20 protein-coding genes are annotated in these 24,480 nt (G+C 69.2%); 9 read left to right on the forward strand and 11 right to left on the reverse strand.

The window, feature by feature from the left end:
- The first annotated feature begins 723 nt into the window (after positions 1 to 723).
- From A6A27_RS37095 to A6A27_RS37105, 3 genes are all read left to right on the forward strand, one after another.
- The gene (locus A6A27_RS37095; protein ID WP_241825634.1) at positions 724 to 1,614 is read left to right on the forward strand and encodes an efflux RND transporter periplasmic adaptor subunit; all 891 of its coding nucleotides are present in this window, start codon (positions 724 to 726) and stop codon (positions 1,612 to 1,614) included.
- Positions 1,611 to 2,315, forward strand: coding sequence for an ABC transporter ATP-binding protein (locus A6A27_RS37100; protein ID WP_073839333.1), 705 nt, complete (start codon positions 1,611 to 1,613; stop codon positions 2,313 to 2,315). The genes A6A27_RS37095 and A6A27_RS37100 overlap by 4 nt, the downstream gene beginning before the upstream one ends.
- A gap of 70 nt (positions 2,316 to 2,385) precedes the next feature.
- Entirely contained in the window at positions 2,386 to 3,720 is a 1,335-nt protein-coding gene (locus A6A27_RS37105; RefSeq protein WP_073839334.1) for an ABC transporter permease, read from the forward strand.
- A 354-nt stretch (positions 3,721 to 4,074) separates the two neighbouring features.
- Here A6A27_RS37105 and A6A27_RS37110 read toward each other — a convergent pair whose 3' ends face one another.
- Complete coding sequence (locus tag A6A27_RS37110) at positions 4,075 to 5,268, reverse strand: MFS transporter (protein WP_083673172.1); 1,194 nt, start codon at positions 5,266 to 5,268, stop codon at positions 4,075 to 4,077.
- 72 nt (positions 5,269 to 5,340) lie between these two features.
- On the opposite strand from A6A27_RS37110, the gene A6A27_RS37115 reads away from it, so the two are divergent.
- The gene (locus A6A27_RS37115) at positions 5,341 to 6,183 is read left to right on the forward strand and encodes a LysR family transcriptional regulator (RefSeq protein WP_073839336.1); all 843 of its coding nucleotides are present in this window, start codon (positions 5,341 to 5,343) and stop codon (positions 6,181 to 6,183) included.
- A 194-nt stretch (positions 6,184 to 6,377) separates the two neighbouring features.
- Here A6A27_RS37115 and A6A27_RS37120 read toward each other — a convergent pair whose 3' ends face one another.
- Positions 6,378 to 7,067, reverse strand: coding sequence for an alpha/beta fold hydrolase (locus tag A6A27_RS37120; RefSeq protein WP_073839337.1), 690 nt, complete (start codon positions 7,065 to 7,067; stop codon positions 6,378 to 6,380).
- Positions 7,068 to 7,117: 50 nt separating this feature from the next.
- Here A6A27_RS37120 and A6A27_RS37125 point away from each other — a divergent pair, with 50 nt between their 5' ends.
- The gene (locus A6A27_RS37125; protein WP_073839338.1) at positions 7,118 to 7,813 is read left to right on the forward strand and encodes a helix-turn-helix transcriptional regulator; all 696 of its coding nucleotides are present in this window, start codon (positions 7,118 to 7,120) and stop codon (positions 7,811 to 7,813) included.
- 138 nt (positions 7,814 to 7,951) lie between these two features.
- Here the strand turns inward: A6A27_RS37125 and A6A27_RS37130 are convergent, their stop codons facing one another.
- From A6A27_RS37130 to A6A27_RS37170, 9 genes are all read right to left on the reverse strand, one after another.
- Positions 7,952 to 9,550, reverse strand: a complete 1,599-nt coding sequence (locus A6A27_RS37130) for an FAD-dependent oxidoreductase (protein ID WP_073839339.1) — start codon at positions 9,548 to 9,550, stop codon at positions 7,952 to 7,954.
- Between the two features lie 90 nt (positions 9,551 to 9,640).
- Complete coding sequence (locus tag A6A27_RS37135; RefSeq protein ID WP_143194377.1) at positions 9,641 to 10,819, reverse strand: cellulase family glycosylhydrolase; 1,179 nt, start codon at positions 10,817 to 10,819, stop codon at positions 9,641 to 9,643.
- On the reverse strand, positions 10,774 to 11,745 hold the full coding sequence (locus A6A27_RS37140) for an acetylxylan esterase (RefSeq protein WP_073839341.1): 972 nt from the start codon (positions 11,743 to 11,745) through the stop codon (positions 10,774 to 10,776). The genes A6A27_RS37135 and A6A27_RS37140 overlap by 46 nt, the downstream gene beginning before the upstream one ends.
- Positions 11,746 to 11,924: 179 nt before the next feature.
- Positions 11,925 to 12,812, reverse strand: a complete 888-nt coding sequence (locus A6A27_RS37145) for a carbohydrate ABC transporter permease (protein WP_073839342.1) — start codon at positions 12,810 to 12,812, stop codon at positions 11,925 to 11,927.
- Positions 12,809 to 13,720 (reverse strand): carbohydrate ABC transporter permease, encoded by a 912-nt coding sequence (locus tag A6A27_RS37150; protein ID WP_073839359.1) that lies wholly within the window; start codon positions 13,718 to 13,720, stop codon positions 12,809 to 12,811. The genes A6A27_RS37145 and A6A27_RS37150 overlap by 4 nt, the downstream gene beginning before the upstream one ends.
- A 116-nt stretch (positions 13,721 to 13,836) precedes the next feature.
- Positions 13,837 to 15,198: an ABC transporter substrate-binding protein gene (locus A6A27_RS37155; RefSeq protein WP_073839343.1), complete on the reverse strand. Its 1,362-nt coding sequence runs from the start codon at positions 15,196 to 15,198 to the stop codon at positions 13,837 to 13,839.
- 53 nt (positions 15,199 to 15,251) lie between these two features.
- The gene (locus A6A27_RS37160) at positions 15,252 to 16,523 is read right to left on the reverse strand and encodes an enolase C-terminal domain-like protein (RefSeq protein ID WP_073839344.1); all 1,272 of its coding nucleotides are present in this window, start codon (positions 16,521 to 16,523) and stop codon (positions 15,252 to 15,254) included.
- A complete protein-coding gene (locus A6A27_RS37165; RefSeq protein ID WP_143194378.1) occupies positions 16,520 to 17,416 on the reverse strand; it encodes an NAD-dependent epimerase/dehydratase family protein in 897 nt (298 codons plus the stop codon). The genes A6A27_RS37160 and A6A27_RS37165 overlap by 4 nt, the downstream gene beginning before the upstream one ends.
- 177 nt (positions 17,417 to 17,593) lie before the next feature.
- On the reverse strand, positions 17,594 to 18,592 hold the full coding sequence (locus A6A27_RS37170) for a LacI family DNA-binding transcriptional regulator (protein WP_073839360.1): 999 nt from the start codon (positions 18,590 to 18,592) through the stop codon (positions 17,594 to 17,596).
- 140 nt (positions 18,593 to 18,732) lie between these two features.
- Here A6A27_RS37170 and A6A27_RS37175 point away from each other — a divergent pair, with 140 nt between their 5' ends.
- The 4 genes from A6A27_RS37175 (at position 18,733) to A6A27_RS45415 (ending at position 24,381) form a co-directional block, all read left to right on the forward strand.
- A complete protein-coding gene (locus tag A6A27_RS37175) occupies positions 18,733 to 22,266 on the forward strand; it encodes a glycosyl hydrolase (protein ID WP_143194379.1) in 3,534 nt (1,177 codons plus the stop codon).
- Positions 22,267 to 22,345: 79 nt separating this feature from the next.
- Entirely contained in the window at positions 22,346 to 22,963 is a 618-nt protein-coding gene (gene eda, locus A6A27_RS37180; RefSeq protein ID WP_241825635.1) for a bifunctional 4-hydroxy-2-oxoglutarate aldolase/2-dehydro-3-deoxy-phosphogluconate aldolase, read from the forward strand.
- 9 nt (positions 22,964 to 22,972) lie between these two features.
- Entirely contained in the window at positions 22,973 to 24,076 is a 1,104-nt protein-coding gene (locus tag A6A27_RS37185; RefSeq protein WP_073839348.1) for a sugar kinase, read from the forward strand.
- The gene (locus A6A27_RS45415) at positions 24,073 to 24,381 is read left to right on the forward strand and encodes a hypothetical protein (protein WP_198940623.1); all 309 of its coding nucleotides are present in this window, start codon (positions 24,073 to 24,075) and stop codon (positions 24,379 to 24,381) included. Before A6A27_RS37185 ends, A6A27_RS45415 begins: the two co-directional genes overlap by 4 nt.
- Positions 24,382 to 24,480: the final 99 nt, after the last annotated feature.

The raw sequence follows: 24,480 nt of genomic DNA on the forward strand, positions 1-24,480 counted from the left end.
ATTAGGGCGGCGGCCGAGCCGATACCGTTGTTGATGCGGCTCTGTTTCGCCACCTCCCGAGTCTGTAAGGCAGAGAAGCACAATGACACCGCGACCAGCGCTAGACCAGCGACGCTGAGGACCGTCTCCTGCATGTCCGGCCTACCCCTTCCGAGGATGGGAGTCTGTCCTCACGCTACGGTGGGACCGCAACCACCTGCAGTAGTCGTGTTCGGGTGTGGGAACGGGCAGTCGACGAGCTGCGGGTCGCGCTCGGCCGGGCCAGGCAGGGTGGACCCGGCTGCGGCGCGGCCGCGACCTCGACGACTTGGTTTCAACGCGGGGCGCCGACTCCAACGCTCAAAGAGTTAGGAGCTCTAAGCCCATCGCGTCACCGCCTGAGCACCGCTTCGCCCCGCGTTCCGAATCCGAAGTAGTCGGCTCCGCGAGATCTCTTGCTGATCTGCAGGTATCAGGCTCTGCGCGTGGCGGGCAGCGGACCAGGAAGGGCGGCGGTAATCTTCGCCGGGGTCGACCGTCGCCGAGGTCGCCCCACTCTGTGGGCAACCGGTCGCCGAGCCCAGGCGTCTTGTCAGATGTTCGCCCGAAGTGATCGAGTTAGGGGTACCGGTGCGAAGGCTGTTGTCACTCTGCGTCCTTGCGATGTTTGTGGCCGCGGTGGCGGGCTGCAGCGAGCCGAGCGCGCAGGCGGAGACGCCTGGTCTCGCGCCCCGGGGCACGACAATGACCACGGTGCAGCCCACCCGCCAAGACCTTGCCAATAAAGTGAGCCTGTCCGGGAAGGTGACCATCAACCCGGTATTCGGGATCGTGGCCCCAGCCGCCGGGCAGGTGCGGTATCGCGATGTCAGGACGCCGCAGAGCACGCCGACCAAGCCGACGAGGGTGGCGAGCGTCTGGGCGTCCGGCAAGGCGCACCGCATCGAAGTCCCGGCGGGTGCGGTGTTCGCCGGCAGGCTGGTGGACGACGGCTCCAAAGTGACCGCCGGGATGCCCATCGTTTCGGCAAAGAAGGTCGGCTACGGGCTCGTCGCCGACATCGACGGCGCCCAGGCTTACCAGATCTCGGATTCTCTCGCGACGGTCCAGGCCCAGATCAAGAACGGTCCCGGGCCGTTCCCGTGCAAGGTGCTCGGCACCATCGCCGCGCTGCCCGCCGGCACCATCCCGGACCCGCCGGCGGCACCGCCGTCCGCCGCGCCGTCCGGCCAGCCGTCCGCCCCGCCAGTCGTCCAGGCGTCGCCAAGCCAGCAGGATCGGACCGAGCCGTCGGAGCCGACCGGGATGCGCCTGATGTGTACCGCGCCCGCCAACGTGAAGCTGATCAACGGTGCCAGCGCCACGCTCGAGGTGGTGACCGCGAGGGCCACCAAGGCGCTGGTGCTCCCGGTCGAAGCGGTCGCCGGCGGGCAGGGCCTGGGCAAGGTGGACGTGGTCAAGCCGGACGGTAGCCGGGAGACCAGGGATGTCGTGCTCGGGCTCAGCGACGGCAAGGTCGTGCAGATCAAGTCCGGTCTCACCGGCGAGGAGACGGTCGCGGTCCCTGGCCCGAACCTCCCACCCGCCAAACCAGGCGTAGAGGGTGACCCGTCCGCTCCGATGGGTGGAAAGTGACGGCGTTGCTGGAGCTCCACGGGATCACGAAGACGTTGAAGGGCCAGAAGGCGCCGCGCGTCATTCTCGACGGCACCGACTTGACCGTCGATGGTGGTGAGAGCGTGGCCATCCTCGGACGGTCGGGATCCGGCAAGAGCACGCTGCTCAGCCTGATCGGCCTCTTCGACCGGCCCGACGGTGGGCGGTATCTGCTGGATGGGCGGGACATCACCCGGCTGCCGGAGCGGAAGGCGGCAGCTCTGCGCAGCGCCGAGTTCGGCTTCGTGTTCCAGCGGTTCTTCCTGCTCAAGCACCTGACCGCCGCGCAGAACGTGGCGATGGCCCTGGTCAACGGCCAGGGCTGGCTGTCGCGCCGCAAACGCAGGGCCCGGACCATGGCGGCCCTCGACCGGGTTGGCATCGCCCATCTCGCCAAGCACCGGCCGGCCCGCCTGTCCGGCGGCGAGCAACAGCGGGTGGCGATCGCCCGGGCGCTGGTGCGGGAGCCGCGTTTGCTGCTGGCCGACGAGCCGACCGGTGCGCTGGACACGGAGACGGGCAACCTGGTGATCGAGGTGCTGCGCTCGGCGACCGACCGGGGCTGTGGCCTGATCCTGGTCACCCATGACTGGGACCACGCCAACAAGATGCAACGCGTGCTGCGCCTCAGCGACGGAAAGCTTCATCCGGCTAGCGACACGAGGAGGGTGCTTCAGTGAGCGGGCCAGCACGGCGCATGGCGGCGGTCGGAACGGTGCGGGCCGATGCTGAGGGCAGCGGGGTCGCCGCGTGATCCGGCTCTCTGGGCGGTTCCGTTCGGCTCTGATCATCGGTGGTCAGGGCATCCGGGCCCGCAAGACCCGCACCCTCCTGTCGATGGTGAGCCTGTTCCTGGGGGTGATGGCCGTCGTGGTCGTCCAGGTCGGCGCCGAGACCGCCAAGAACGCTCGGCTGGCTGATCTGGAGCTGCACATGGGCAAGGACGGCACCCGGCAGACCTACCTGCCGGGTAACGCCGACACCATCCAGATCAGCCAGGACACCCTGAAAGGGCGAAAGGACGCGGTCGCGGTCTCCACCACCCAGGCGATCATCGGAGAGCCGGGTGTCAGCCCGGTCAACCCCGGTGGAGGCCCGATCGACCAGCCGGGCGGCGGACAGTACGTGGGTCCCGGTGGCGGCGACATGTACTGCGACCCCCGCGGGTACTGCCAGCCGATGAAGGCGGCCGGCGACGCCCCTGCCGTTCCCGTGCCCGGCAAGGCGATCGAGCTGAGCCTCAATGCGCTGACCGGCGACATCCGCCAGTTCCGGCCCTTCCGGCCGATGTCCGGCCAGTGGCTGGACTTCTCCTCCGACCCGTCGCTGTCCCCGCGGATCGTCATCAACCTCGAGGCGGCCAAGGGCTTCACGCGTCATCAGGTACCAGCCGAGATGCGCGTGGAAGGGGCCACCGCCAACCCGACGCCACGCATCATCGGCGTCATCGACGACGGCAATCCGCAGCCGACCGCCTACACCCGAGCCGATGAGCTGCAAAACTGGGTGCCCCGCGCGAGCAACGGCGGCGACTACGGCCCCGGGCTGCAAGTGATGCTCGCGCCCACCGCAGCCGACGTGGAGCAGCTCCTACGGATCCGCCTCACCGCCAGCGGGATACCCGCCGAGCAGATCCACTTCGAGACGATCCAGGCGCGCAAGGACATCGCCAAGGAGCTGGCACTCATCCGCTGGATCTTCCTCGGCATGGCCGGCCTGGTCCTCCTCATCGGCGTCGCCGGAATCCTCAACGTCGGACTCGCGACCGTCGGAGAGCGGGTCGAGGAATTCGCGCTGCGGCGAGCGGTCGGCACCTCACGGTCGCTGCTGGCCGGCATCGTCCTCGCGGAGACACTGTTGACCGGCCTACTCACCGCAGCCGCCGCCATCGGACTGTCCGCGCTCGCACTCACCGCGATCAGTACGCTGTTCGGCGATCGGGAGCAGCTCCTACGGGATCTCGTGTTCCCCTGGCAGGCAGGGGCCGCAGGCGTCATCGCCGGCCTGATCGCCGGACTACTCGGCGGCCTCATCCCCGCCATCCGCGCCGCCCGCATTCCCATCGCCACCGTCATGCGCGCCTGAGCAGTTGTGCCGGATCGGCACGCACATCGGCCGAACAGATATTGGGAACGCTGCAAGGCCAGGCGGTGGTATGGATCAGGTGCGGTCTCGGCCGCCCGAGCGTCCGGCAGTACGAACCAGCGCCGCAACCACCTTGTCTAGGCGTGGGGCATGTCGACGTCGTGCTCCTCGCCTACGGCGCGGATCCCGAATCTCCGCGAAGACCACGGAAGCGGCCGGTCGCCGCTCGCCGCCGGCCTGGACTTTATGCACCCCGGCGACATCCTCGTCGTACCTGCACTGGACCGGCTCTCATCGGCGACCTGCGAGAGCTGCGCGCCGCCGGCCGTGCCCGCGACCAGTTCCCCGCCGGCGTTACCGGCTGACCGGGTACAGGATCATCCGCGTTCGGGCGGGCGAGCGGCGGGACAGCAGGTGTCCAGTCAGCGCAGCGGCGAGGCCGGCCAGTCCGGCTGCCGCGAAGCCGCCCGCTGGCACGGAGACGTCGATCGCCAGCCCGACGATCGGGGATCCGAGCTCGAAACCCGCGCTCTGCGCCGAGGATTGCAGACCTGTCGCCTCACCCCGCACGCTGGCCGGCGCCAACCGGCTCACCGCGTCGGTCACGGTGGAAAGGGTCGGTGCGGTGAGAAGCCCGGCGCCGACCATGGCCACGCACAACCAGGGCCAGTCGTGGGCAAGCCCGGCGGGAATTGTCACGAGCCCGAGCAAGCCGAGCAGCAGCCACGTGGGCAGCGGTCGGGGCAGTGCGCCATAGATCAGCCCGCCGGCGACGGAGGCCACGCCGAACACGGCTACGACCACGGCGGCCCAGGACACCTGACCTGCTTCTTGGAGCGTGGCGACGATGGCGAGGTCGACGCCGCTGAGCAGCGTCGTGGTGCCGAACGCCATCATCAGTACGGCGATCATTCCGGTGCCCAGCCACTCCCGGCGCGGGGGCCGTCCAGCCGCGCCGGCATCCGCCTCGTCCTCGGCGCGCAGCGGCGGGTTGAGCAAGGCGATCCCGGCTCCGCCAGCCGCGATCGCGGCACCGACCCCCCACGCGACCACAGTGGGGGACGTCTTCGCCGCACAGAGGATCACTACCGCCGGGCCCACGATGTACGACAGTTCGCCCTGCACCGATTCCAGCGCGAACGCGGCCCGGCGCTGTCCCGGCGTCGTCATCGCGGCGATCGCCTGCCTGGTCACCGGCTGGGCCGGCACCATCAGCAGACCCGCGGCGAAGGCGGCGCCCAGGAGGATCCCGTACGGCAGGATCGGCACGCTCAGCCAGAACACGACCTGCAGTACGACAGTTACCAGCAGCACGGTGCGCGGGCCCCGCCAGTCGATCATGCGGCCAAGCAGCGGCCCGCCCAGCGCCACCCCGGCGGTCAGCGCCGCCGCGACACCACCCGCTGCCGTGTAGCTCATGTCCAGGCCCAGCACGACATACATCGTCAGCGCCATCACGTCAGCCGTGATCGCGGCACGGGCGAGCAGCGAGACGCCCAGCAGCGGTGCCATCCCTGGCACGGCGAGTACCTGTCGGTATCTGCTCACCTGCGGGACGCTAGGTCACCCGCCAGCTCATAGGAAGTGGTTAACTTCTTGGACCTGGCATAATGAACGCTTATGGCAAGGGATCTTGAGACGGCATTGCTGCGGTCGTTCGTCACCGCCGTGCGGACGGGCAGCATCACCCGCGCCGCGACCGCGCTCGGACATACCCAGCCCGCGCTCAGCCAGCAGCTGCGCAAGCTCGAGAGCGTCGTCGGCCGTCCGCTGCTTCACCGGTCGCCGTCTGGCGTCTCGCCGACCCGGGCAGGTGAGGAACTGCTGCCGTACGCCGAACGCATTCTCTCGCTCTCCGCACAGGCACTCACCGAAACCGGGCGCGCGCTTACCGGCCGCTGCGGCGTCGGGTTGCTCGAAGACCTCGCCGCGTCCCAGCTTCCACAGGCCCTCGCCGACCTCGCCCGGCTGCACCCCGGCGCGACGCTGGAGGTGCTCACATTTTCCAACGCCGCGATGCGGGAGGCCTACGACGCGGGCCGGGTCCAACTCGTGCTCGACGAGGTGCCGTACCTTCCCGGGCCGCCGCGCTGGACGGTACGCCGCCCGCTGGTCTGGGCGATCGGCCAGGGCATGGACGTGGCTGCCGATCCGCTGCCGGTGGTGCTGTTCTCGAACCCGTGCTTCTGGCGTACGTCAGTGCTGGAAACGCTCGAACGTGCCGATCGGCGCTGGCGGGTGGCGTTCGAGAGCAACAGCCTGCTCGGTGTGCTCGCCGCGGTACGGGCCGGGCTCGGCGTCGCGGCGCTCATGCCCGCGAACCTCGAACCGGTCATGGCCTGCCACGACGCAGACGCCCTGCCCACCCTGCCGGACGTCGAGCTCGGTCTCGCACGGCACCCACGGACCGAAGGTGATCCGCTGATCGATGCCGTGGAGACCGCGCTGCGACGCACGATCTGAGTTTCGCGGCTGGTCGGCGCGCCGGTTTCCGAACGCGCCTCGCGGCCCCGCCCGGCATGTGCTTGACGAGCCGGCTTTCCTGGGCCGCGCTTCGCCGGTCTGCACCCACCGGCGAGGCACGGCGTCGATCGCGCCGAGGCTAATTGCGGGGTCTCTTGTTACCGAGGCATCCTGCCCGTCAGTCGATCGTGTTGTCACGGACGTGCATCGAGGAATCGCGTGATTGCAGCCGCGACGGCTTGGTGGTCTTCGAGCATCGGTAGGTGCCCTGTATTCAGGTCGTTCTGCCAAGCTGCGCCGAGTCGCTGGGCGCAGCGTTGTTGCAGCGTCATCGGCAGCTCACGGTCGTCGGTGGTGCGCAGGTAACCGCGCCACCCGCTCCACGATCGGTGAGCGGTCCGGTCTCGGTAGAGGGCGGGTGACTCGGGGGTGAAGTCGGCGATGATGCGGTCGGCGACCGCCTCGTCCAGACCATGGGCGAGGCCACGTTTGATCGCCGAGTCCGGGGGCCGGGTCCCGGCGAGTCGCATCGCGGCACTGAGCACCCACCGGTTCGGCACCGGCATCGCCGAGACGAACGATCCCCCCGGCTGCGGGATCACGGCACTGATCGCCAGGAACGCGCTGACGCGTTCGGGCACGATCCGGGCGACTTCGGCGCCGATCACGCCACCAGCCGAGTGCGCGACGATCGCGTACCCACCCGGCGGCGTGGAGTCGATGACCGCTTGGGCGTAGTCGCGCAACCGGGCTCGGGCGCCCTGCGGTCGGGGAGCGACCAAGGTCTGCTGCCCTTCGCCGAGGTCGCGGCGGACGTCATCCCAGATCCAGGCGGGAAGCCCGGCGCCGCTGAGGAACACGATCGGATCGCGTGAGGTGCTCATGACACCAGCGTCACCCCCAGCGATGTCACCGGTATGTCACTATTTAGTGGATGAACCGCACCGACCGTCTCTACGCCCTGCGTGAGGAACTGCGGCGCGCGGGGCCCGCGGGGCGCTCGGCGGAACGACTCGCCGAGGTCTTCGAGGTCAGCGTCCGCACGATCAAGCGAGACATTTCGGCTCTGCAACACGGCGGCTTCCCGGTCTGGGCTCGACCCGGACCCGGTGGTGGCTACGTCGTTGACGCCGCTGCGACCCTCCCGCCGGTGAACTTCACCGACGCCGAGGTCTCCGGCCTCGCCGCCGCCGTGGCCGCCCACCGCGGACAGCCCTTCGACAGCCACGCCCGCGCCGCCCTCGTCAAGGTGCTCGGCGTGATGGACACCCGCGCACGAGAAAACGCCACCGCGTTGAACGGTCGTGTCTGGATCGACCACCCCGACACACCCGGCGATGCGCGGACACGGCACGCGATCGAGCAAGCACTCAAAGCACAGCGCGTCCTCGTCGTGGACTACCGCGACCGGCATGGCACGTCCACCACCCGGCAACTCGATCCCGTGCTCCTGGCCCGCACCCAAGGACACTGGTACCTCGTCGGGCACTGTCACACTCGTCAAGCGATCCGCTGGCTCCGCCTCGACCGCATCAGCGCCGCACACCTGACAACCCAGCCCGCCACTCGTATCCCCATCGAAGCCGTTGGCACACCGCCCACCACCGCCGAAGCCGTCGCCGAGCTGTGAAGCCATCCGCCATCGCCTTTCGCTACCACGGTCGACCGACACCAGCCCCTCGGCAAGCCCTGGACCGTCCGACGCCGCCCCGCAGTCCATCAAGGCCTCAAAAGGGCGTGATCGGAATACTCTTCTGCCCGCGTGGATTCACGGTGCTCGGTGTTTGCGGATCTCGTCCGGCCAGGCGAGGGTGACACCGAGGGTGTCGGTGAGCAAGCGCTGGTAGTCGGCCAGGTGGGTGTGGTCGATGCGGACCTTGCGGGGTGGCACGCCCCGGTCAAGGCAGTACGCCGCCATGGCGCCGGCGGCCTCCCCGATACTCCACTCGACCGGGTGCAGGCGGTAGCAGCCGTTGGTGATATGGGTACTGCCGAGGTTCTTGCCGGCGGCGAGCAGGTTGTCGACCCGGATCGGGATGAGGGCACCGAGCGGGATCTGGAACGGGTAGGACTCGATGTCGACGTATGTACGCCCGGCGGTACTGGGGTGCAGGTCGATGCGGTAGTGGCCGATGCCGACGCTGTCGGGGAAGATCTCGCTGCCAGCTCCGGGTGGGCGGGCGCCGACGCCGACATGCTGCTCGAGGACCGTGAACTCGGCCTGGATGCGGCGCGATTCGCGGATGTAGGGGGCGATGGCCAATCCATCGGTGGTTCCGGTGATGTCGCCCCGCAGCCGTAGCCCGGGGTATCCAGCGCCGTCGCCGTTCGGGTGCGGTGCCTCGGTCTGCATCCAGTGCAGGAACGACAGCGACAGGTCGCGGGCGCCGTCGAGCGCGGCGGCCCGGGTCGCGTCGTCGACGCCGAGCAGCGGGGTTTTCCAGTAGTCGATCTGCGGCCAGTTGACCAGGGTGATGTCGGCGAGGGCGGTGCTGGTGAACTGGCCGGCGGCCAGGATGCGCCGGTAGTGCCACAGGTCGTCGGCGGGCCCGCTGCCGGGGTCGTCGCGGAAGATTGGCCGGTTGCGTGTACTGAGGGTGATCGGTTCGACGTCGATCCAGGACAGCTGCGGGCCGGGCCAAAACGGGGCGACCGTGGTACGCCAGAAGTCGTAGCCTGAGGGGCGGTCGATGGTGTGATCCTCGCCGGGTCGGTGTTCCAGGGCGAAGCACCACGAGATCGCCTGCTGGTTGAGCGGGTTGGCGACCGGCAGCGCGTGGGGTTCGCCGGTGGTGTCCTGGCCTTCGGCGCCGATGACGTGTTCGACTCCGGCCAGCGGCAGCAGGTCACCGAGTTCGGTGGCGTCGAGGACGTAGTCGGCGGTGACGGTGATGTCGCTGCCGTCGGCGCGGCGTAGGGTGACCGCGGTGATCTGGTCCCCGGTGATGTCGGCGGCGACCGCTTCGTGCCGCAGCAAGACCGTCAGGCGACCGGCGGACTGCCACGGAGCCAGCAGCTGATCGATGACGGCGAGGGCCGAGCGCGGTTCGTGGCACAGCCGACTGACGTGTCCCAGGCCCGGGTTGAGCAGCGGATCGGCGGCGGCCCGCGGCGTGAGCGGGTAGTTGTCCCGGTAGTGGCGGCGGATGCGCTGCCGAAAGTCGGCGTAGCTGACGGCGGCCAGCTGGGTTTCGATCCAGGCGTTCTCGTCCGGTGGCACCGCCTGGCTGGTGAGTTGGCCGCCGAGCCACTCGGTGGCCTCGGCGAGTATCACCTTGCGGCCGAGCTTGGCGGCGGCCAGCGCGGCGGCGACGCCGCCGACTCCCCCGCCGACCACCAGGACATCCGTTTGCAGCTGCGTACTCACGCAGTCGTTCCCCTTTCGCACCTCAAGTTCATCGGCCGGTCGGCCGGTGTCGGGCTCCAGTGGCGGTTTTCCGACGACGAGCTGGCGCGCTCATCGGGGGTCCTCGCGTACGATCCGTGGCCCGGCGTTGGTTCCCATCTGGGCGAACCAGTCCGACGCGAAGTCCAGGTCCGGAACAGTTCCGAGCGGCAGCGGAATGCCAGGTGTGACAAGCTCGGCTGGCGTGCGGTGGGCGCGCAGCTCAGCGATCACGTTGCGGATCCGCGCTCCGACCGGCTTCACGGTGTTCTCGGTATCGATGAGGCCGAGCCCGTACTCGAGCTCGTCGAAGCCGCGCAGCTGGCGGTCGATGTCGTGCGACGCCCACCACGTCACGGCGGTCACCTCCGGGATCGCGGCGATCCGGCGCAACATCCGTTCGGCGAAGTCCGGAACCGTCGCCTGCTCGAGCCAGAGGTCGGACACGCCGACCTCCTGCACCCACAACGGCTTCCGCCGTCCGCCGAGGATCGCCAACGCGACCTGGGCGAGGTAGTCCGGGATCGCCCACGCGCCACGCTCCTGGTCACCAAACCGCGCCAAGGCCCCGGTGAAGTACGGCCAGGCGTGGATGGCGACAAGATCCGAGATGTCCACAACCGTCTCTGCGGTGAGCGCGCAGTGGCCGCTCATCCAGGGCTCGTGGTCAACACCGACGGTCACGGGTACGCCCGGCGCCGCGGCGCGTGCGGCCGTGACCATGCGGCGCGCCCAGCCATCGCAGGCGCCTGATGCAAGCCCGGACTGTCGCATGGGGACGTTCGGCTCGTTCGCGATGTCGAGACACCAGAGGGCTGGGTGTGCCGAGACGGCCGTGGCGACTGCGGCCACCAACAGCGCGGCCGCTTCCACCGCGTCGGTATCGATGAAGGGATTGGCACGCCGCAGCCAGGCGGGACGGAAGTCGAAGCCGCTCAGCCAGCCGTCGAGCACGGTTGGGCAGACCGCCAGGCCGCGCGTTCCGGCGAGATCGAGCAGGCGTACGAGCCGGGTGAGCATCGTTGGCGAGACGTACGTCGGATTCGGCTGGAACAAGGGCCACAAGCATTGGATACGTACGTGGTCGAAGCCGAGTCCGGCGATGACGTCGAGGTCACGCCCGATGTCAGCCTCGTTCCAGTCGACCCAGGCGTACCACCAGTTTCGGCTGGGCAGGTAATTGACGCCGTAGCGGACCGAGGTGCTCACCGGCCTAGCCGATCCGCGAGGAACGACGCCTGGAGCGCCCACTGACCCGCGGCTCCACCTTCATGGCCGTTGAAGTGGTGGACGGTGATCGCCTTCTCCCCCGCGTACGCGTTGTACGCGGCGAACACCGTGGACGGGGGGCAGGTCTGGTCGAGCAGACCGACGGAGAAGAGCGCCGCCGCAGACGCGCGAGAGGCGAAGCACACCCCGTCGAAGTACGACAGAGTCGTGAAGGCGCGCTCCGTCATGCCTCGTTGCACCCCGAGGTATCGGACGATCTCCTGATACGGATCACGGTCGGTGAGGCCGACCGCCCGCTCGAAGTGGCACAGCAGCGGGACGTCCGGCAGGGCGGCCACGAGGCCGTCGGAGAGCCCGGCGGCGGCCAACGCGATGCCGCCGCCCTGGCTGCCTCCGCAGATCGACACGCGTGCGGCGTCGACCAGCGGATGCTCCCGAACAGCGTCGATCGCCCGCACGGCATCGGTGAACACCCGGCGGTAGTAGTAGGTCTCGGGGCTATCGATGCCGCGGGTCATGACGCCACTTGCGGCAGGTCCGCTGCCGTGCGGATCGGGCGTGTGGCCGCCGACGCCCCACTGCGCCCCCTGCCCGCGCGTGTCCATGACGAAGAACGCGTATCCGGCGGCGGCCCAGGGCAGCCATTCGTGCGGCAGGCCTCGGCCTGCACCGTAACCCAGGTACTGCACGATGGTGGGTAGCGGCGCCTCGGCATCGGCCGGAACGAGCAGCCATCCCGCGACCGGGTCACCCGCGTACCCGGAGAACTGCACGTCGAAGACGTGGCATGCCGTCAGGGGCGACTCGACCGGCGTGAACGAAGGTTTGTCGCCTGCGGCGCGCGCCTCTGCGAGCGTACGCGTCCAGAAGTCGTCGAAGTCCGCCGGTTCGCGGATTTCGGGCCGGTACGCGCGGAGCTCGTCGAGGGGGAGGTCGAATCGAGGCATGGGGTTCCTTCCGAGATCAGGCATTCGATCCGTGGCGGACGGTGAGCGTCACGACGGAGGTGAGGGCGGCGGCCGGGGCGAGTGTCAGCGCGCTAAGGTCGTCGCTGGGATGATCACGGGGCTGGGATGCCGGTTCCACAGCGAGCGCGTCGGCCGGACCGGACCGGGGTGGTCCACGCTCACCCCTTCAGCGCTCCCGAGTTGCCGGCCGCTCGCAGGAACTGCCGCTGGAACACGAGGAAGAGCACCACCGGGATGATCACGGAGATGAACAGGGCACCCATGAATTGCGCGAAGTCGACGGCAGTCTCCAGCCGCGGCAGCGCGACCGAGATCGGCTGGTCCTGCGGATTCGGCAGCACCAGCAGCGGCCACAGGAACTCCTTGTACGCCCCGACGAGCGTCAACAGGCTCACCACGCCCAGGATCGGCCGTGACATCGGCAGCACGAGCGAGACGAAGACCCGGAAGGGACCCGCTCCGTCGATTCGGGCCGCCTCGAACAGGTCGGCTGGGATGGCCGCGAAGAACCGTTGCATGAGCAGCACGTTGACCGCGTTCGCTGAGGCGGGCAGCCACACTGCCCACAGGGTGCCGAGCAGGTTGACGTGCACGAGCGGCATGTCCATCACGGTCAGGTAGAGCGAGACGAGCGAGATGACGCCGGGTATGAACAGCGTCGCGAGGAGCGCTGCGAATACGGCCTTCGCGTACCTTGGTTTCAGGACGGCGAGCCCGTAGCCGCCGGTCGTCGCGACGAGGAGCCCGAAGAACAGCGACCCCGTCATGAGCCAGAGGGTGTTGACGAAGTAGCGTGCGAAGTCGACCTTTGTCCACACCTCGGCGAAGGTGTTCCAGTGGATCCCGCTCGGCCAGAGCGTGAAAGGGTCGGAAAGCGTCTCGGTCGTGGTCGATGTCGCGGCCTTGAACAGCCAGAACAGCGGTCCCACGCACAAGACGGCGAGGGCGGCGAACACCAGCGCTCGGACGGCGACGAGGGCGATCCGTACGCCGGGGCGGCGCCGGTCGAGACGGGACAGGATGCTGCGTTCGGCGTCGGCGGTCATGAGGTGCTCCAGCGCTTGGTCGCCCAGAGGTAGATCCAGGACAGCCCGGACAGGGCGATCGCCAGCAGTAGGCTCAGTGCGGTCGCGCGCCCGTAGTCCCCGGATACGAAGGCGTACCGGTAGATCAGCATGAGGATCGTGACCGTGCGGTCCTCGGGGCCGCCATTGGTCATGATGTAAGGCTCGGTGAAGACCTGGAAGGTGCCGATCAGCTGCAGCAGCATCATCACGAGCAGCACGCCGCGCATCTGCGGGAGAGTGACGTGCCAGAACCGCCGGAGCGCAATCGCCCCGTCTGTCTCTGCGGCGTCATACAGCTCGGTCTGTACGCCCATCAGCGTGGCGAGATAGATGATTGTCGCGGTTCCGAACGACGCCCAGGTGGCCTGCAGCACGATCGAGATCATGGCGAGGTCTCCGTCGTTGAGCCACGACAACGGACCCAGCCCGGCCCATCCGAGGATGGTGTTGAGCACGCCGGTCGGGCTCGGGTCGAAAAATGCCTTCCACAACAGGACGGCGACCACGGGCGGGAAGATCACGGGCAGGTACACCAGCGCCGAGGCCAGTCCGCGGGTGCGGCGCAGCTCCGCGATGAAGACCGCCAGGATCACCGGCACGGGAAACCCGAACACGAGGGCCAGCAGCGCGAACCACAGCGTGTTGAGCGTGGCCGTCAGCAGCAGTGGGTCGGCTAGGACTCGGGTGAAGTTGTCGAGGCCGACCCAGTCGGTGGTCAGGAAATTGGTGCGTTGGACGCTGAGCGGCAGCGACCGGAGGATCGGCCACCACGAGAACAACCCGAATGACAGCAGCACGGGCAGGAAGAACACAAGGGTGGACAGTCCGCCCCGGCGTACCCAGCTGATGAGGCCGCGCGAACGACGGCTCGGCACGGCTTCGTGCACGCGGTACGCCGGCCTGGACCGGGCAGGGACGGTCAGGGGAATCACCTCATCTGTACGCGGGCGGATCGCTGTCGCGCCGCGGGAACCGCGGCGCGACAGAGACGGTTGTTTGACGATCAACTGGCGGCGATAATCGCCTGGACCTTGCGCTGGGCGTCCTTCAGCAGCGCGTCGATGTCGGCGTCCCTGCGGGTCAGGACCGCTTGGACCACCGCGTCAAGCGCCCCGTACGTTTCCTGCGCCTTCGTCGGAGGCTCCGGCACCAGTGCCAGCGTCTGCGCCGTGGCGAAGTACCCGGCGTAGTTCTGCCGCGGCACGTTGATGTAGTCCTTCACCCAGCCGAGATACCGGTCGGTCGTCGCCTGGTCGAACAGGGGCAGCGCGGGGGCGCCCAACGGCTGCTTGTCGGCGACCTTGGCCTTCGCATCCGCGACGGCCTCCGGCTCGCTGCCGTACTTGCGCAGGTTGACGAACTCCAGCCACTTGATCGCGGCCTTGACCTCGGCTGCCGAGGCGCGCGGGTTGATGATCGCGACCGTACCGCCACCGAGCGCACCCAGCCCCTGGGCTGCCTGCGGCAACGGCGCGAGGCCGAAGTCGTCGGGCTTCATGCCCATGTTCGACACGAGCGTCGTGTACGCGTCCGCGCCCTGCACGAACATGCCGATTTTGCCGCCGGCGAACGCCTTCATGGCGTCGTTGTAGCCGATCAGGAAGTTCGAGCCGAACGTGTTGTCCTCCCACCGCAGGGAACGGTAGAACTCCAGCACCTTGCGGGTGGCGTCGTTGTCGACGGTTGCGTTCTTGCCGTCCGCCGACTCGATGGTGCCGCCGTTGGCGTAGCTCATCGTGGTGAGCACCCAGCCGCCGGTATTGTCCTTCGTCATGCTCCCGAAGCCCTGCACGCCGGTGGCCGACTGGATCACCTTCGCGTCCGCGCGTACCTCGTCCCACGTCGTCGGGGGCTTGTCGGGGTCAAGACCCGCCTTCTTGAACAGGTCACGGTTGTAGAGCAGACCCATGCTGTACGCCTGAATCGGCACCCCGTAGACGTGGTCGCTCGAGTCCTTGACCACCTTCATGACGGACGGGTTGATCCGGCTGACCATGGAGTCGGCGCCGATTGCGCTGGTGATGTCAGCGATCTGCTTGCGGGCGATGAGGCCCTGCATCTCGGTGAAGGGGACGTAGAAGACGGTCGGGAGTTTGCCGCCGGCCAGCAGCGCCTGGAACGTCCGCACATCGAAGACGGCCTCGTCGCCGACGACCTTGACCTCGGGGTTCGCCTTGGTGAAGTCGGAGATGTTTCGATTGAAGTTGTTGAGCAGCTCCGGCTGCTGATTGTTGGGCATGCCCGCGACGGTGATCGACACCGGCCCGGATGAGCCGCTGTTCGACTCGCTGCACCCGGTGACGAGGGTGAGCGCCGCGACGGCCAGGACTGCCGGCGCGAGAAGCTGTGTCCTTGTGCTCTTCATGAGTCTCCTCACATTGTTGGTGGTGGATCACTCGGTGTGGGCGGTACTGCCGGTCAGGGAGCGATGAGTCCTCCGTCCCGGCCGCGGACCCGCGCGGCCCACGCGTCGTGGCCGGAAAACCCGGCGGGGAATCGGGCGGCGGCTGACTCGTCGAGGTCGATCCCCCAGCCCGGCGCCTCGTTGGGGCGCAGCCAGCCGCGCTCGATGCGCAGCGTCCCGGGGAAGACCTCGTGCACGGCGTCGCCGTACACGTGGCCTTCCTGGATGCCGAAGGCCGGGCTGCTCACGTCCAACGCGACGTTCGCAGCCGCACCGATGGGCGACGTGTCGCCCGGGGCGTGCCACGCCGTGCGCACCCCCACGAGCTCCGCGGCCGCGGCAACCTTGCGCGCGGCGGTGAGGCCACCAATGCCGGAGACGTGGGAGCGGATGAAGTCAACGCCCCCGCCGAGCACGAGGCGCGCCGCGTCCGTGAGCGACGTGGTCAGCTCGCCCACCGCGAGGGGCACGGGCGAGGCCGCCCGCACCTCGGGCAGGCGGTCCCAGTGCTCGGGCGCGATGACGTCTTCCAGGAAGAACAGGCGGTACGGCTCCAGCGCGCGGGCGAGCACGACGGCCTGCTTCGGCGAGAGTCGCGAGTGGACGTCGTGCAGCAGGCCGATGTCGGGGCCGAGTCGGGCGCGGGCCGCCGCGAAGAGTTCAGGGGTACGCCGAAGGTACTCCTCGACGTTCCAACCGCCCGGATACTGGTAGTCGGCGGTTGCGGTGTGGGGCACTGCCGGGGCGCCGTAGTGCCCGGCACCCGGCTGGCCCGTCTGAAGCCGGATGTGCCGTAACCCTTCCTCCAGGAGGCGTTCCGCCTGGTCGAGGGTCTCCGCCACGGTCGCGCCGGCGGCGTGCAGGTAGGTGTCGGCCGCCGCGCGTACCTTGCCGCCGAGAAGCTCGTGCACCGGCCGTCCGGCCCGCTTTCCCGCGATGTCCCACAACGCCTGGTCGAGCCCGGAGATCGCGTTGTTGCCGACCGGACCTTCACGCCAGTAGGACGAGAATCGGGCGAGGCGTACGAGGTCTTCGATGTCGCCCGGGTACCGGCCGATGACGAGCCGGGCGAGGTGTTCCTCCACGTAGGTTGCGACCGCCCGCCAGCGCTGGGTGAAGGTCGCGCAGCCCAACCCGTAGAGGCCGTCGTCGCTCGTCTCGACCTTCACGACCAGCAGCGGAATGCCCTCTGGTGCGGTCGCGATCGCCCGGACCCGGGTGATGCGCACGTCGTCTGGGGCTTCCCAGGGCTGGGCGAAGGGAGACGTCGCGTCCTGCGTACTCATGCAGATGCCTCCATGACAGATGCCTCGCCCTCCACGAGTGAGACGACGGGAGCCCAGCCGAGTACGCGACGCGCGGCGGAGGTGTCGATCGGCGCTCGGCGCCCGTCGAAGCGTTGCCTGCGCTCGACCTGGGCGGCGTAGCGATCGAGAAGGTCCTCCGTGGACTCGTTCAGGATGGTGTCCGCAGCGGCGACCAGAAGTGTGTGCATCCCGGAGATCGGCTGGGTGAGGCCGCGCAGGATCGCGTCGACGGCATCCGACATCTCCAGGTACGCCCACCCCTCGCGGGCGAGGCGCGCCCGTTCGCCGGGAATCGCGATCATGCGCCGCACCGTGTCCCGCAACGCGGCGAGTTCGCGGACGAGCGGGAGGCGCAGCGCGACGACGGTCATGTCCCAACGACTGCAAGCGAACGCGGCGACCTGCTCGTCGACCCATTTCGACAGCGAGTACGCGTCGTCGTGCGCCACGGGCGACGCCTCGTCCAGCGGGTAGTACGCGGGCATCACGTCGTGCCGGTTCATCGGTACCCCGAAGGCGTTGATCGAACTCGCGATGACCGCCCGGCGGATGCCCGCCTCCCCCGCGCCCGCGAGGACCGTGAAGGTCGCGGAGGTGTTCCCGACGAACACGGCCCGCGGTGTGTCGAGGTCGGGGTGCGCCGTCGCCGCCAGATGGACGACCGCGTCCACGTCCGCCAGCGCGTCTCGCACCAAGGCTTCATCGGCGGCGTCGCCGGTGAAGACCCGGTCCGCCGGTGTCGGCGCGGACCAGGTGCGAGACAGCGCGGTGACGGCGATGCCGCGGTCGACGAGCGCCTCGACCGTCGGCCGGCCAACGGTCCCGTCGGCACCTGTGACCAACACTCGGGCGGGTCGGATGAGCTCAGGCACGCCGATAATCCTCACTGTCGGAGCCAAAGTTGCGAAACTGCTTTCGCAGCAGAGAAGCACACGCACCAGGGGATGTCAATACGCGGATGTCCATGGAGCGCTCCGGCGCACGCCGAGACACGGCAGTCCCATCAGGACTGCCGTGCGGTCAGAAACGCTGCTCTGTCGGGCTGCGCGTCAGGAGGAAGGACCGAGCACGAGGGTCGGCGCCACGAGGTGCTCGCCGGGCGCCCGCTCGGGAGAAAGGACATCGGCGGCGGCGAGCCGGCCGAGCCGCTGTAGCTCCAGATCGACGGTGGTAAGCCGGCGGATGCCCTGGTCCAGGACGATGCCTTCCCAGTTGTCGACGCCGACGACGGCGATGTCCGCGGGCACCCGGAGGCCACGCGCGGCACAGACCTCGAGCACACCCAAGCCGATATGGTCGTTGCCGCAGAAGATGGCGTCGATCTCGGCACCGGAATCGAGCAGTTCAGACATCGCCCTGGCACCCCAGTCGTGAGACCAGGACCCGTGCCGGGTCTCGCCGGCCTGCGTCAGCCCGGCAGCCTCCAGTTCCGTCCGCATCCCGCGCTCACGCAGGCGCACGGCGATGCTGTCCCGACTGCCCGTGATGTGGGCGATACGCGTGCGCCCGCCCTCCACCAGGTGCCGCGTCGCGAGGCGCCCCGCGCCCTCATTGTCGGGCAGGTAGACGACATCCTCGTGATGGTCCGACGCCGCGAACGCGTACGTCACGGGTGCGCCGAAATGGTGCGTCACCGAGGGCGACAAGCGTTCGTGACCGTCCCCGACGACGAGCAGACCGTCGATGCGACGCGCCTGGAGCGCCCGGATGCTGTCGGTCACCTGGCGGGGTACGAGCAGATCCTCGTCGAACACGAGAGACGCCTGCTGCAGCTCGCCAAGCTGCAGCACCGCGCCGATGAGGACCGGACCCGCGAAGGTACTGGCCGCGCGGTAGGTCAGGATCCCGATGGTCCGGCTGCGCCCGAGGGCGAAGGAACGCGCAAGCGCGTTCGGCTGGAAGTCGAGCCGCTCCGCGACCTCACGCACGCGCGCCCGGGTCTCCGCCGAGATCCGATCGCCCCCGTTCAGGGCCTTGGACGCGGTGGAGAGCGACACCCCGGCAATCGCGGCGATGTCGCTCAACCGGACGCTGCGGTTCGACGGCATGCCGAAAGCATACCGGCGCGAGGGCATTGACAGAGTTTGACCACCCGGCGAAAATTGCCGAACTGCGAAACCGGTTTCGCACCGCAAAGCCTCCCCGTCCCCCCGATCGCGATCATCCGACGCCTCATCGAGGAGTGCTCATGCCCAGGACGATCTCTCCGCATTCCGAAAGAGCGCTCGCCCGCCGAGCGCTCGCGCTGCTGGCTTCCCTCGCCGCCGCCATGGCGCTGCTGTCCGCCCCACAGCCCGCCGCCGCCAACACCGGGCCCGTCATGATCGGCGACTTCGAACACGGCACCGATCCGTGGTTCCCGGTGACGACGGGCGGCGCCACAGCGACGCTCACGACCACCACCGACACGCCTGCGGGCGGCACCGCGGCCGCCCGTCTCCAGGCGAATGCGCCGAGCGGAACGGTCGAGATGGCGCGCGCCGTCCCCTCACTTGACCTGCGAAGACTCGACCTCTCGGTACGCAGCGCCCAGCTGACCGGCCTGGTCCTGCGCCTCGTCGACAGCACCGGGCAGGCGCACCAGCAGACCCTCGCGCTCTCCCCCGGCACGCAATGGCAGCAGCTGTCAGTCACCACCTTCGCGGGCGGAACTCAGTACATTCACTGGGGCGGCGCCAATGACGGCGTGTGGCACGGGCCGCTGACGCAGATCTCGCTGCTGATCGACGCTTTCCGTATCTCTCCCGGACCGGCCGTGACACTCGACGTCGACGATGTCATCGCCCAGGGACCGCCGCCCCCGCTCGCCATCAGGCCGACCACGCTCGGCAACGCCTTCACGACCGGCGACCCAGTCTCTTTCGGCGTCGACACCGCCGCCACGTCGCTCAACTGGTCGGCGCGGGACGCGTACGGGGCCATCGTCGCCGCAGGCTCCGGCACCCCGGCGCAGCTCGGAAACACCATTTCCCTCGGTACGCTCGGGACCGGCTGGTACACGGTTGACATTGCCGCCGTCCAGCCCGACGGCACCACCGCCAACGGCGGCACGGACGTCTCAGTGCTGCCCGCGACTACGCTCCGTGAGCGGCGCATCGGTGCCGCCACCCACTACGGTCAGCGGTGGCCGACGGCCTCGGCACCCTTGCTCGGGAAGGCCGGTCTCGGCTTCGCCCGCGACGAGGCGTACTGGTCGGAAGTCGAACGGGTCAAAGGCACGTACACCTTCCCCACACGGGTGGAGAACGCCACGGCGGCGCTGCGCGCGAACGACGTGGACTTCCTGCAGGTGCTCGACTACGGCAACGCGCTCTACCACCAGGGAGAAGCGCCCGCCACCGATGAGGGACGAGCCGGTTTCGCCGGGTACGCCCAGGCATCCGTCGATCACTTCGGCACCACGCGCGCGGCCTACGAGGTGTGGAACGAGTGGAACATCCGCGACGTGAACGGCCCTGCAGGGGCGACGCCGCAGAACTATGTCGCGCTGCTCGCCGCGACGGCCACGAAAGTGAAGGCGACACATCCGGACGCGACGCTAGCCGGGCCTGCCCTCGCCCCGATGAACGAATGGCAGGGCTGGCTCGACGGCTTCATCTCCGCCGGCGGCCTCGACCACATCGACGCGTTCTCGACTCACCCGTACAACTTCACCGCCGAGCCGGAGGCGTTCAGAACCCACGTGGCGATCCTGCGGCAGAAGTTCGCCGCAGCGGGGCACCCCGACATGCCGATCTGGTTCACCGAGCAGGGCTGGTACACGACGCAGAACCCACCCGGCGTAGCGCCTGGCGTACAGGCACGCAACCTCGCGCGCGCACAACTGCTGAGCCTCGGCGACGGCATCGGGCGCTACACCGTCTACGACTTCAAGGACGACGGCACGAACCCGGCCGATGCCGAGCACAACTTCGGGATGATCCGCAATGAGGCCGACGCTCGAGGTGCCTATGCCCCGAAGCCCGCATTCACCGCTGCGGGCGTACTCACGCGTCAGACGGCCGAGCGCCCCGTACGCGAAGTTCTGTCGCTCGGCACCGGCCGCTACGGGGTCGAGTTCGGCCCGCGTACGGGCGAAGCCGCGGACACGCGCATGCAGGCGCTGTGGGCACTGACGCCGCAGACGTGGAGCGTCCAGGCGACCGGCCCGGTAACGGTCACCAACCTCTACGGCGGCACGACTGTCCTTGAGCCCGACGCCGACGGACGTGTGCACGTCTCGGTGGGGGCGGAGCCGATCTATCTGCAAGGCGCGTTGGGCCAGGTTGCGACCGCCTCGCCGTTCTCGCTGGCCGTGACGGGTGCCGTCGGTGGGAGCGCGCCGGACGCCACCTGGCACATCGCCAACACCGGGAGGTCGCCACGCACCCTCTCGCTCGTCTCCGACGGGCTGACCACGCAGGCGACCGTGCCCGCCGGGGCGGCGCAGGACATCGCGGCGGCGCTCGCGCCCGCCGAGGTCGGGCAGCGCACCTGGACCGCGGTCGTGCGGGAGGCAGGCCACGCGATCGGCGTCCTTACCGCTGCCGCCCAGGTCGTTCCCGCATTGCAACTGACGGGCGAGCACGCGCTCAGCGCTGCCGGCGCGGACGTGCTGCGGCTCAAGGTTCTCAACCGCAACACGCATGCCGTACGCCTCGACGGCGTCACCTGGACCGTCGGCGCTTCGAAGGGAACGGTGCTGACCGATGCGCAGGTGGCGGGCGGAGCCACGGCCGTACAGGATGTTCCGCTCACCACCTTCGGTGCGTGGTCGGCGACCGTCTCCGGACCTGCGACCGACACCGCGAGCGGCGTCGTCGTGGCGGCGAACTCCTTGGCGGTGGACGTCCCGTACCAGAGGGTGAAGGTCGACGGTGTGGCGGACCGAGTCCTGGAGAAGCTCCCGGCCCAGCCGCTGGGGAAGGACGAGCAGCTGATCACCGGATGGAAGGGTCCGCAGGACCTCAGCGGAAGCCTGTGGATCACTCACGACGGCAGCCGGCTCTACCTCACCGCGCAGATCATCGACGACGTCCAGGCGCAGCCCGCGAGGGATGCGGCCATCTGGCAGGGCGACAGTCTCCAGCTCGGGTCCTCCCCCGGCTGGCCGGGCGAAGGCGGCCGCCCGGTAGGCGAGGTCGGCACGGCCCTGACCGACGCGGGACCGGTCGACCTTACCCGATGGCTACCGGTGAGCGGCGGCACGGACGGCATCACGACCATGGTAAAGCGGGACGAGAAGACGAAGACGACCACCTACGAGCTGGCAGCGACGTGGGCGGCGCTCGGGGTTGACCCGGCCAATCGCATCATGGCCGCCACGATCGCGATCAACGACAACGACGGGTCCGGCCGTCGCGGCTGGAGCACCTGGGGCAAGGGTGTCGCCGAGTCGAAGGATCCGAACCTGTTCCACGCCCTGCGGCTCATGCCCCCCGGCGGCGACGAGGTGGACCTGTCGACCCAGGCACGGACGGTATGCCTTCCGTCCGGTGGCGCCGTCGCGATCGACGTGACGAACCGGGAGTTGGTGCCAGCCGGTGTCCGCATCACCACTCCATGGGGCATCAAGGAGTTCCGCGATGTGCCGCCCGGTAGGCAGGTCTCCCAGACCTTCACCACCAGGTCGGGATCGCTTCCCGCCGGGAAGGCGACCGTGGACGGTTCGGTCGTCGCCGCGAGCGGCCGGCCGTCCTACCAGGTGCGGCAGGTGCCCTACCCGCCGATCAACTGCCCCTGACTGCGCCCACCCGGACGAAGGGTCCACATACATGACCAATGTTCACGATTGTGGACAGCAATGCGGGGAGTTCGGAGCCGTGGAGGCCATCGCCGCAGGCCGGATCCTCCCGGTCGTCGTCCTCCACGGCGCCCGGGCCGCCGACCCGCTGGGAGCCGCGCTCATCGCCGGAGGAATCCGGAGTGCGGAGGTCACGTTCCGCACCGACGCGGCCGCCGACGCCATCCGCGCCCTGTCCGGCAACCCCGACCTTCTCGTCGGAGCCGGCACCGTGCTAACCAGGGAGCAGGTCGACCGGGCCATCGAAGCCGGGGCGCGGTTCGTCGTCAGCCCCGGATTCAGTCCTGCCGTCGTCCACCACTGCCAGGCGCTGGGCATCCCCGTCTTCCCGGGCGTCGCGTCGGCGACCGAGATACAGATGGCACTCGACGCGGGACTCGACACGGTGAAGTTCTTCCCGGCGGAACAGCTCGGCGGAGTCTCGATGATCAAAGCCCTGGCGGCGCCCTTCCGTTCGGTGCGCTTCATCCCGACCGGCGGCGTGAACCCCGCAAACCTGCGCGACTACCTCACCCAGCCCGCCGTCCTCGCGGTCGGCGGCACCTGGATAGTCGCCCCCGACCTGATCTCCACCGGCAGGTGGGACGAGATCACCAACCTGACCGCCGCGGCCGTGTCCGCCGCCCGGGAATGCTGACGAGGAGCCATGCCGCCGTTCGACCTACGCCCCGCCGAGCAGTGCCGCTACGACCTGGTCTCCCTCGGTGAGGTCATGCTCCGGCTCGACCCTGGCGAGGCGCGGGTCCGCACCGCCCGCACCTTCCGCACTTGGGAAGGCGGCGGCGAGTACAACGTCGCCCGCGGACTGCGCCGCTGCTTCGGGCTGCGCACCGCCATCGTCACCGCGCTCGCCGACAACGAGGTGGGTCGACTGATCGAGGACCTAATCCTGCAGGGCGGACTGGACACCTCGTTCATCAGGTGGATGCCCTACGACGGGGTCGGGCGTGCCGTGCGTAACGGGCTCAACTTCACCGAACGCGGCTTCGGCCTACGGGGGGCCGTCGGCACGTCCGACCGCGGCCACACCGCCTCCGGTCAACTGCACCCGGACGACGTCGACTGGGATCACCTGTTCGGCGATCTCGGGGTGCGGTGGCTGCACACCGGCGGCATCTACGCCGCGTTGTCGGAGACCACTCCGGACACCATCGAGGCGGCGATGACCGCGGCACGCCGGCACGGCACGATCATCTCGTACGACCTGAACTACCGGCCCAGCCTCTGGCAGGCGATCGGCGGGCAGACCCGCGCCCAGGACGTCAACCGGCGGCTCGCCCGGCACGTCGACGTGATGATCGGCAACGAGGAGGACTTCACCGCCAGCCTGGGCTTTGCGGTGCCCGACACCGACGGGAGCCTGTCCGTGCTGAAGGTGGCCAACTTTCAGCGGATGATCGAAGACGTCACCAAGGAGTACGACACCTTCCGCGTCGTCGCCACCACGCTGCGAACCGTGCACACCGCCACCATCAACGACTGGGGAGCCATCGCCTGGTCCGCCGGCACCGGCTTCGTCGAGGCGACCCACCGTCCCGGTCTGGAGATCATGGACCGGGTCGGCGGCGGCGACAGCTTCGCATCCGGTCTGATCTACGGCCTGCTGGAGCTCGGTGACCTGGCCACTGCGATGGAGTACGGCGCGGCCCACGGCGCACTGGCCATGACCACCCCGGGCGACACCTCGATGGCCAGCCGCAGGGAGGTGGAGGCGCTCATCCGAGGGGCCGGCGCTCGCGTCCAGCGTTGACCCAGATGGCCGGGCCGCCCCAGTGCCGCTGGCAGCGGCGACCGTCGGCCTCGCCGAGTCGGCTGGAATCGGCGCACGGGGAACTGCCGGCGGGGCAGCTTCCGCACGTGGCGGCGTGGCGCGACGCGTATCGGGCGTTCGGTGCCAAGCCGCAGCGCATCCGCAACAGCCTCAAGGCGCTGATGCGCACAGCGTCCGGCCTGCCCCGGGTAAACCGGCTCACCGACATCTACAACGCGATCTCGTTGCAGCACCGGATGCCTTTGGCTGATCGAATTCTGCCCGCCGATCCCCACCGCACCTGACTGACTCGGCCGACGACCCACTGGTCGTGTTCAACCTCGCCGACCAGGTCCGGGAGACATCCAGCAGACCCTGCACGAACTCCTGGAGCGTCGGCCCGA

The organism is Micromonospora sp. CB01531, assembly GCF_001905095.1.
In the GTDB taxonomy this organism is placed as follows: domain Bacteria; phylum Actinomycetota; class Actinomycetes; order Mycobacteriales; family Micromonosporaceae; genus Micromonospora.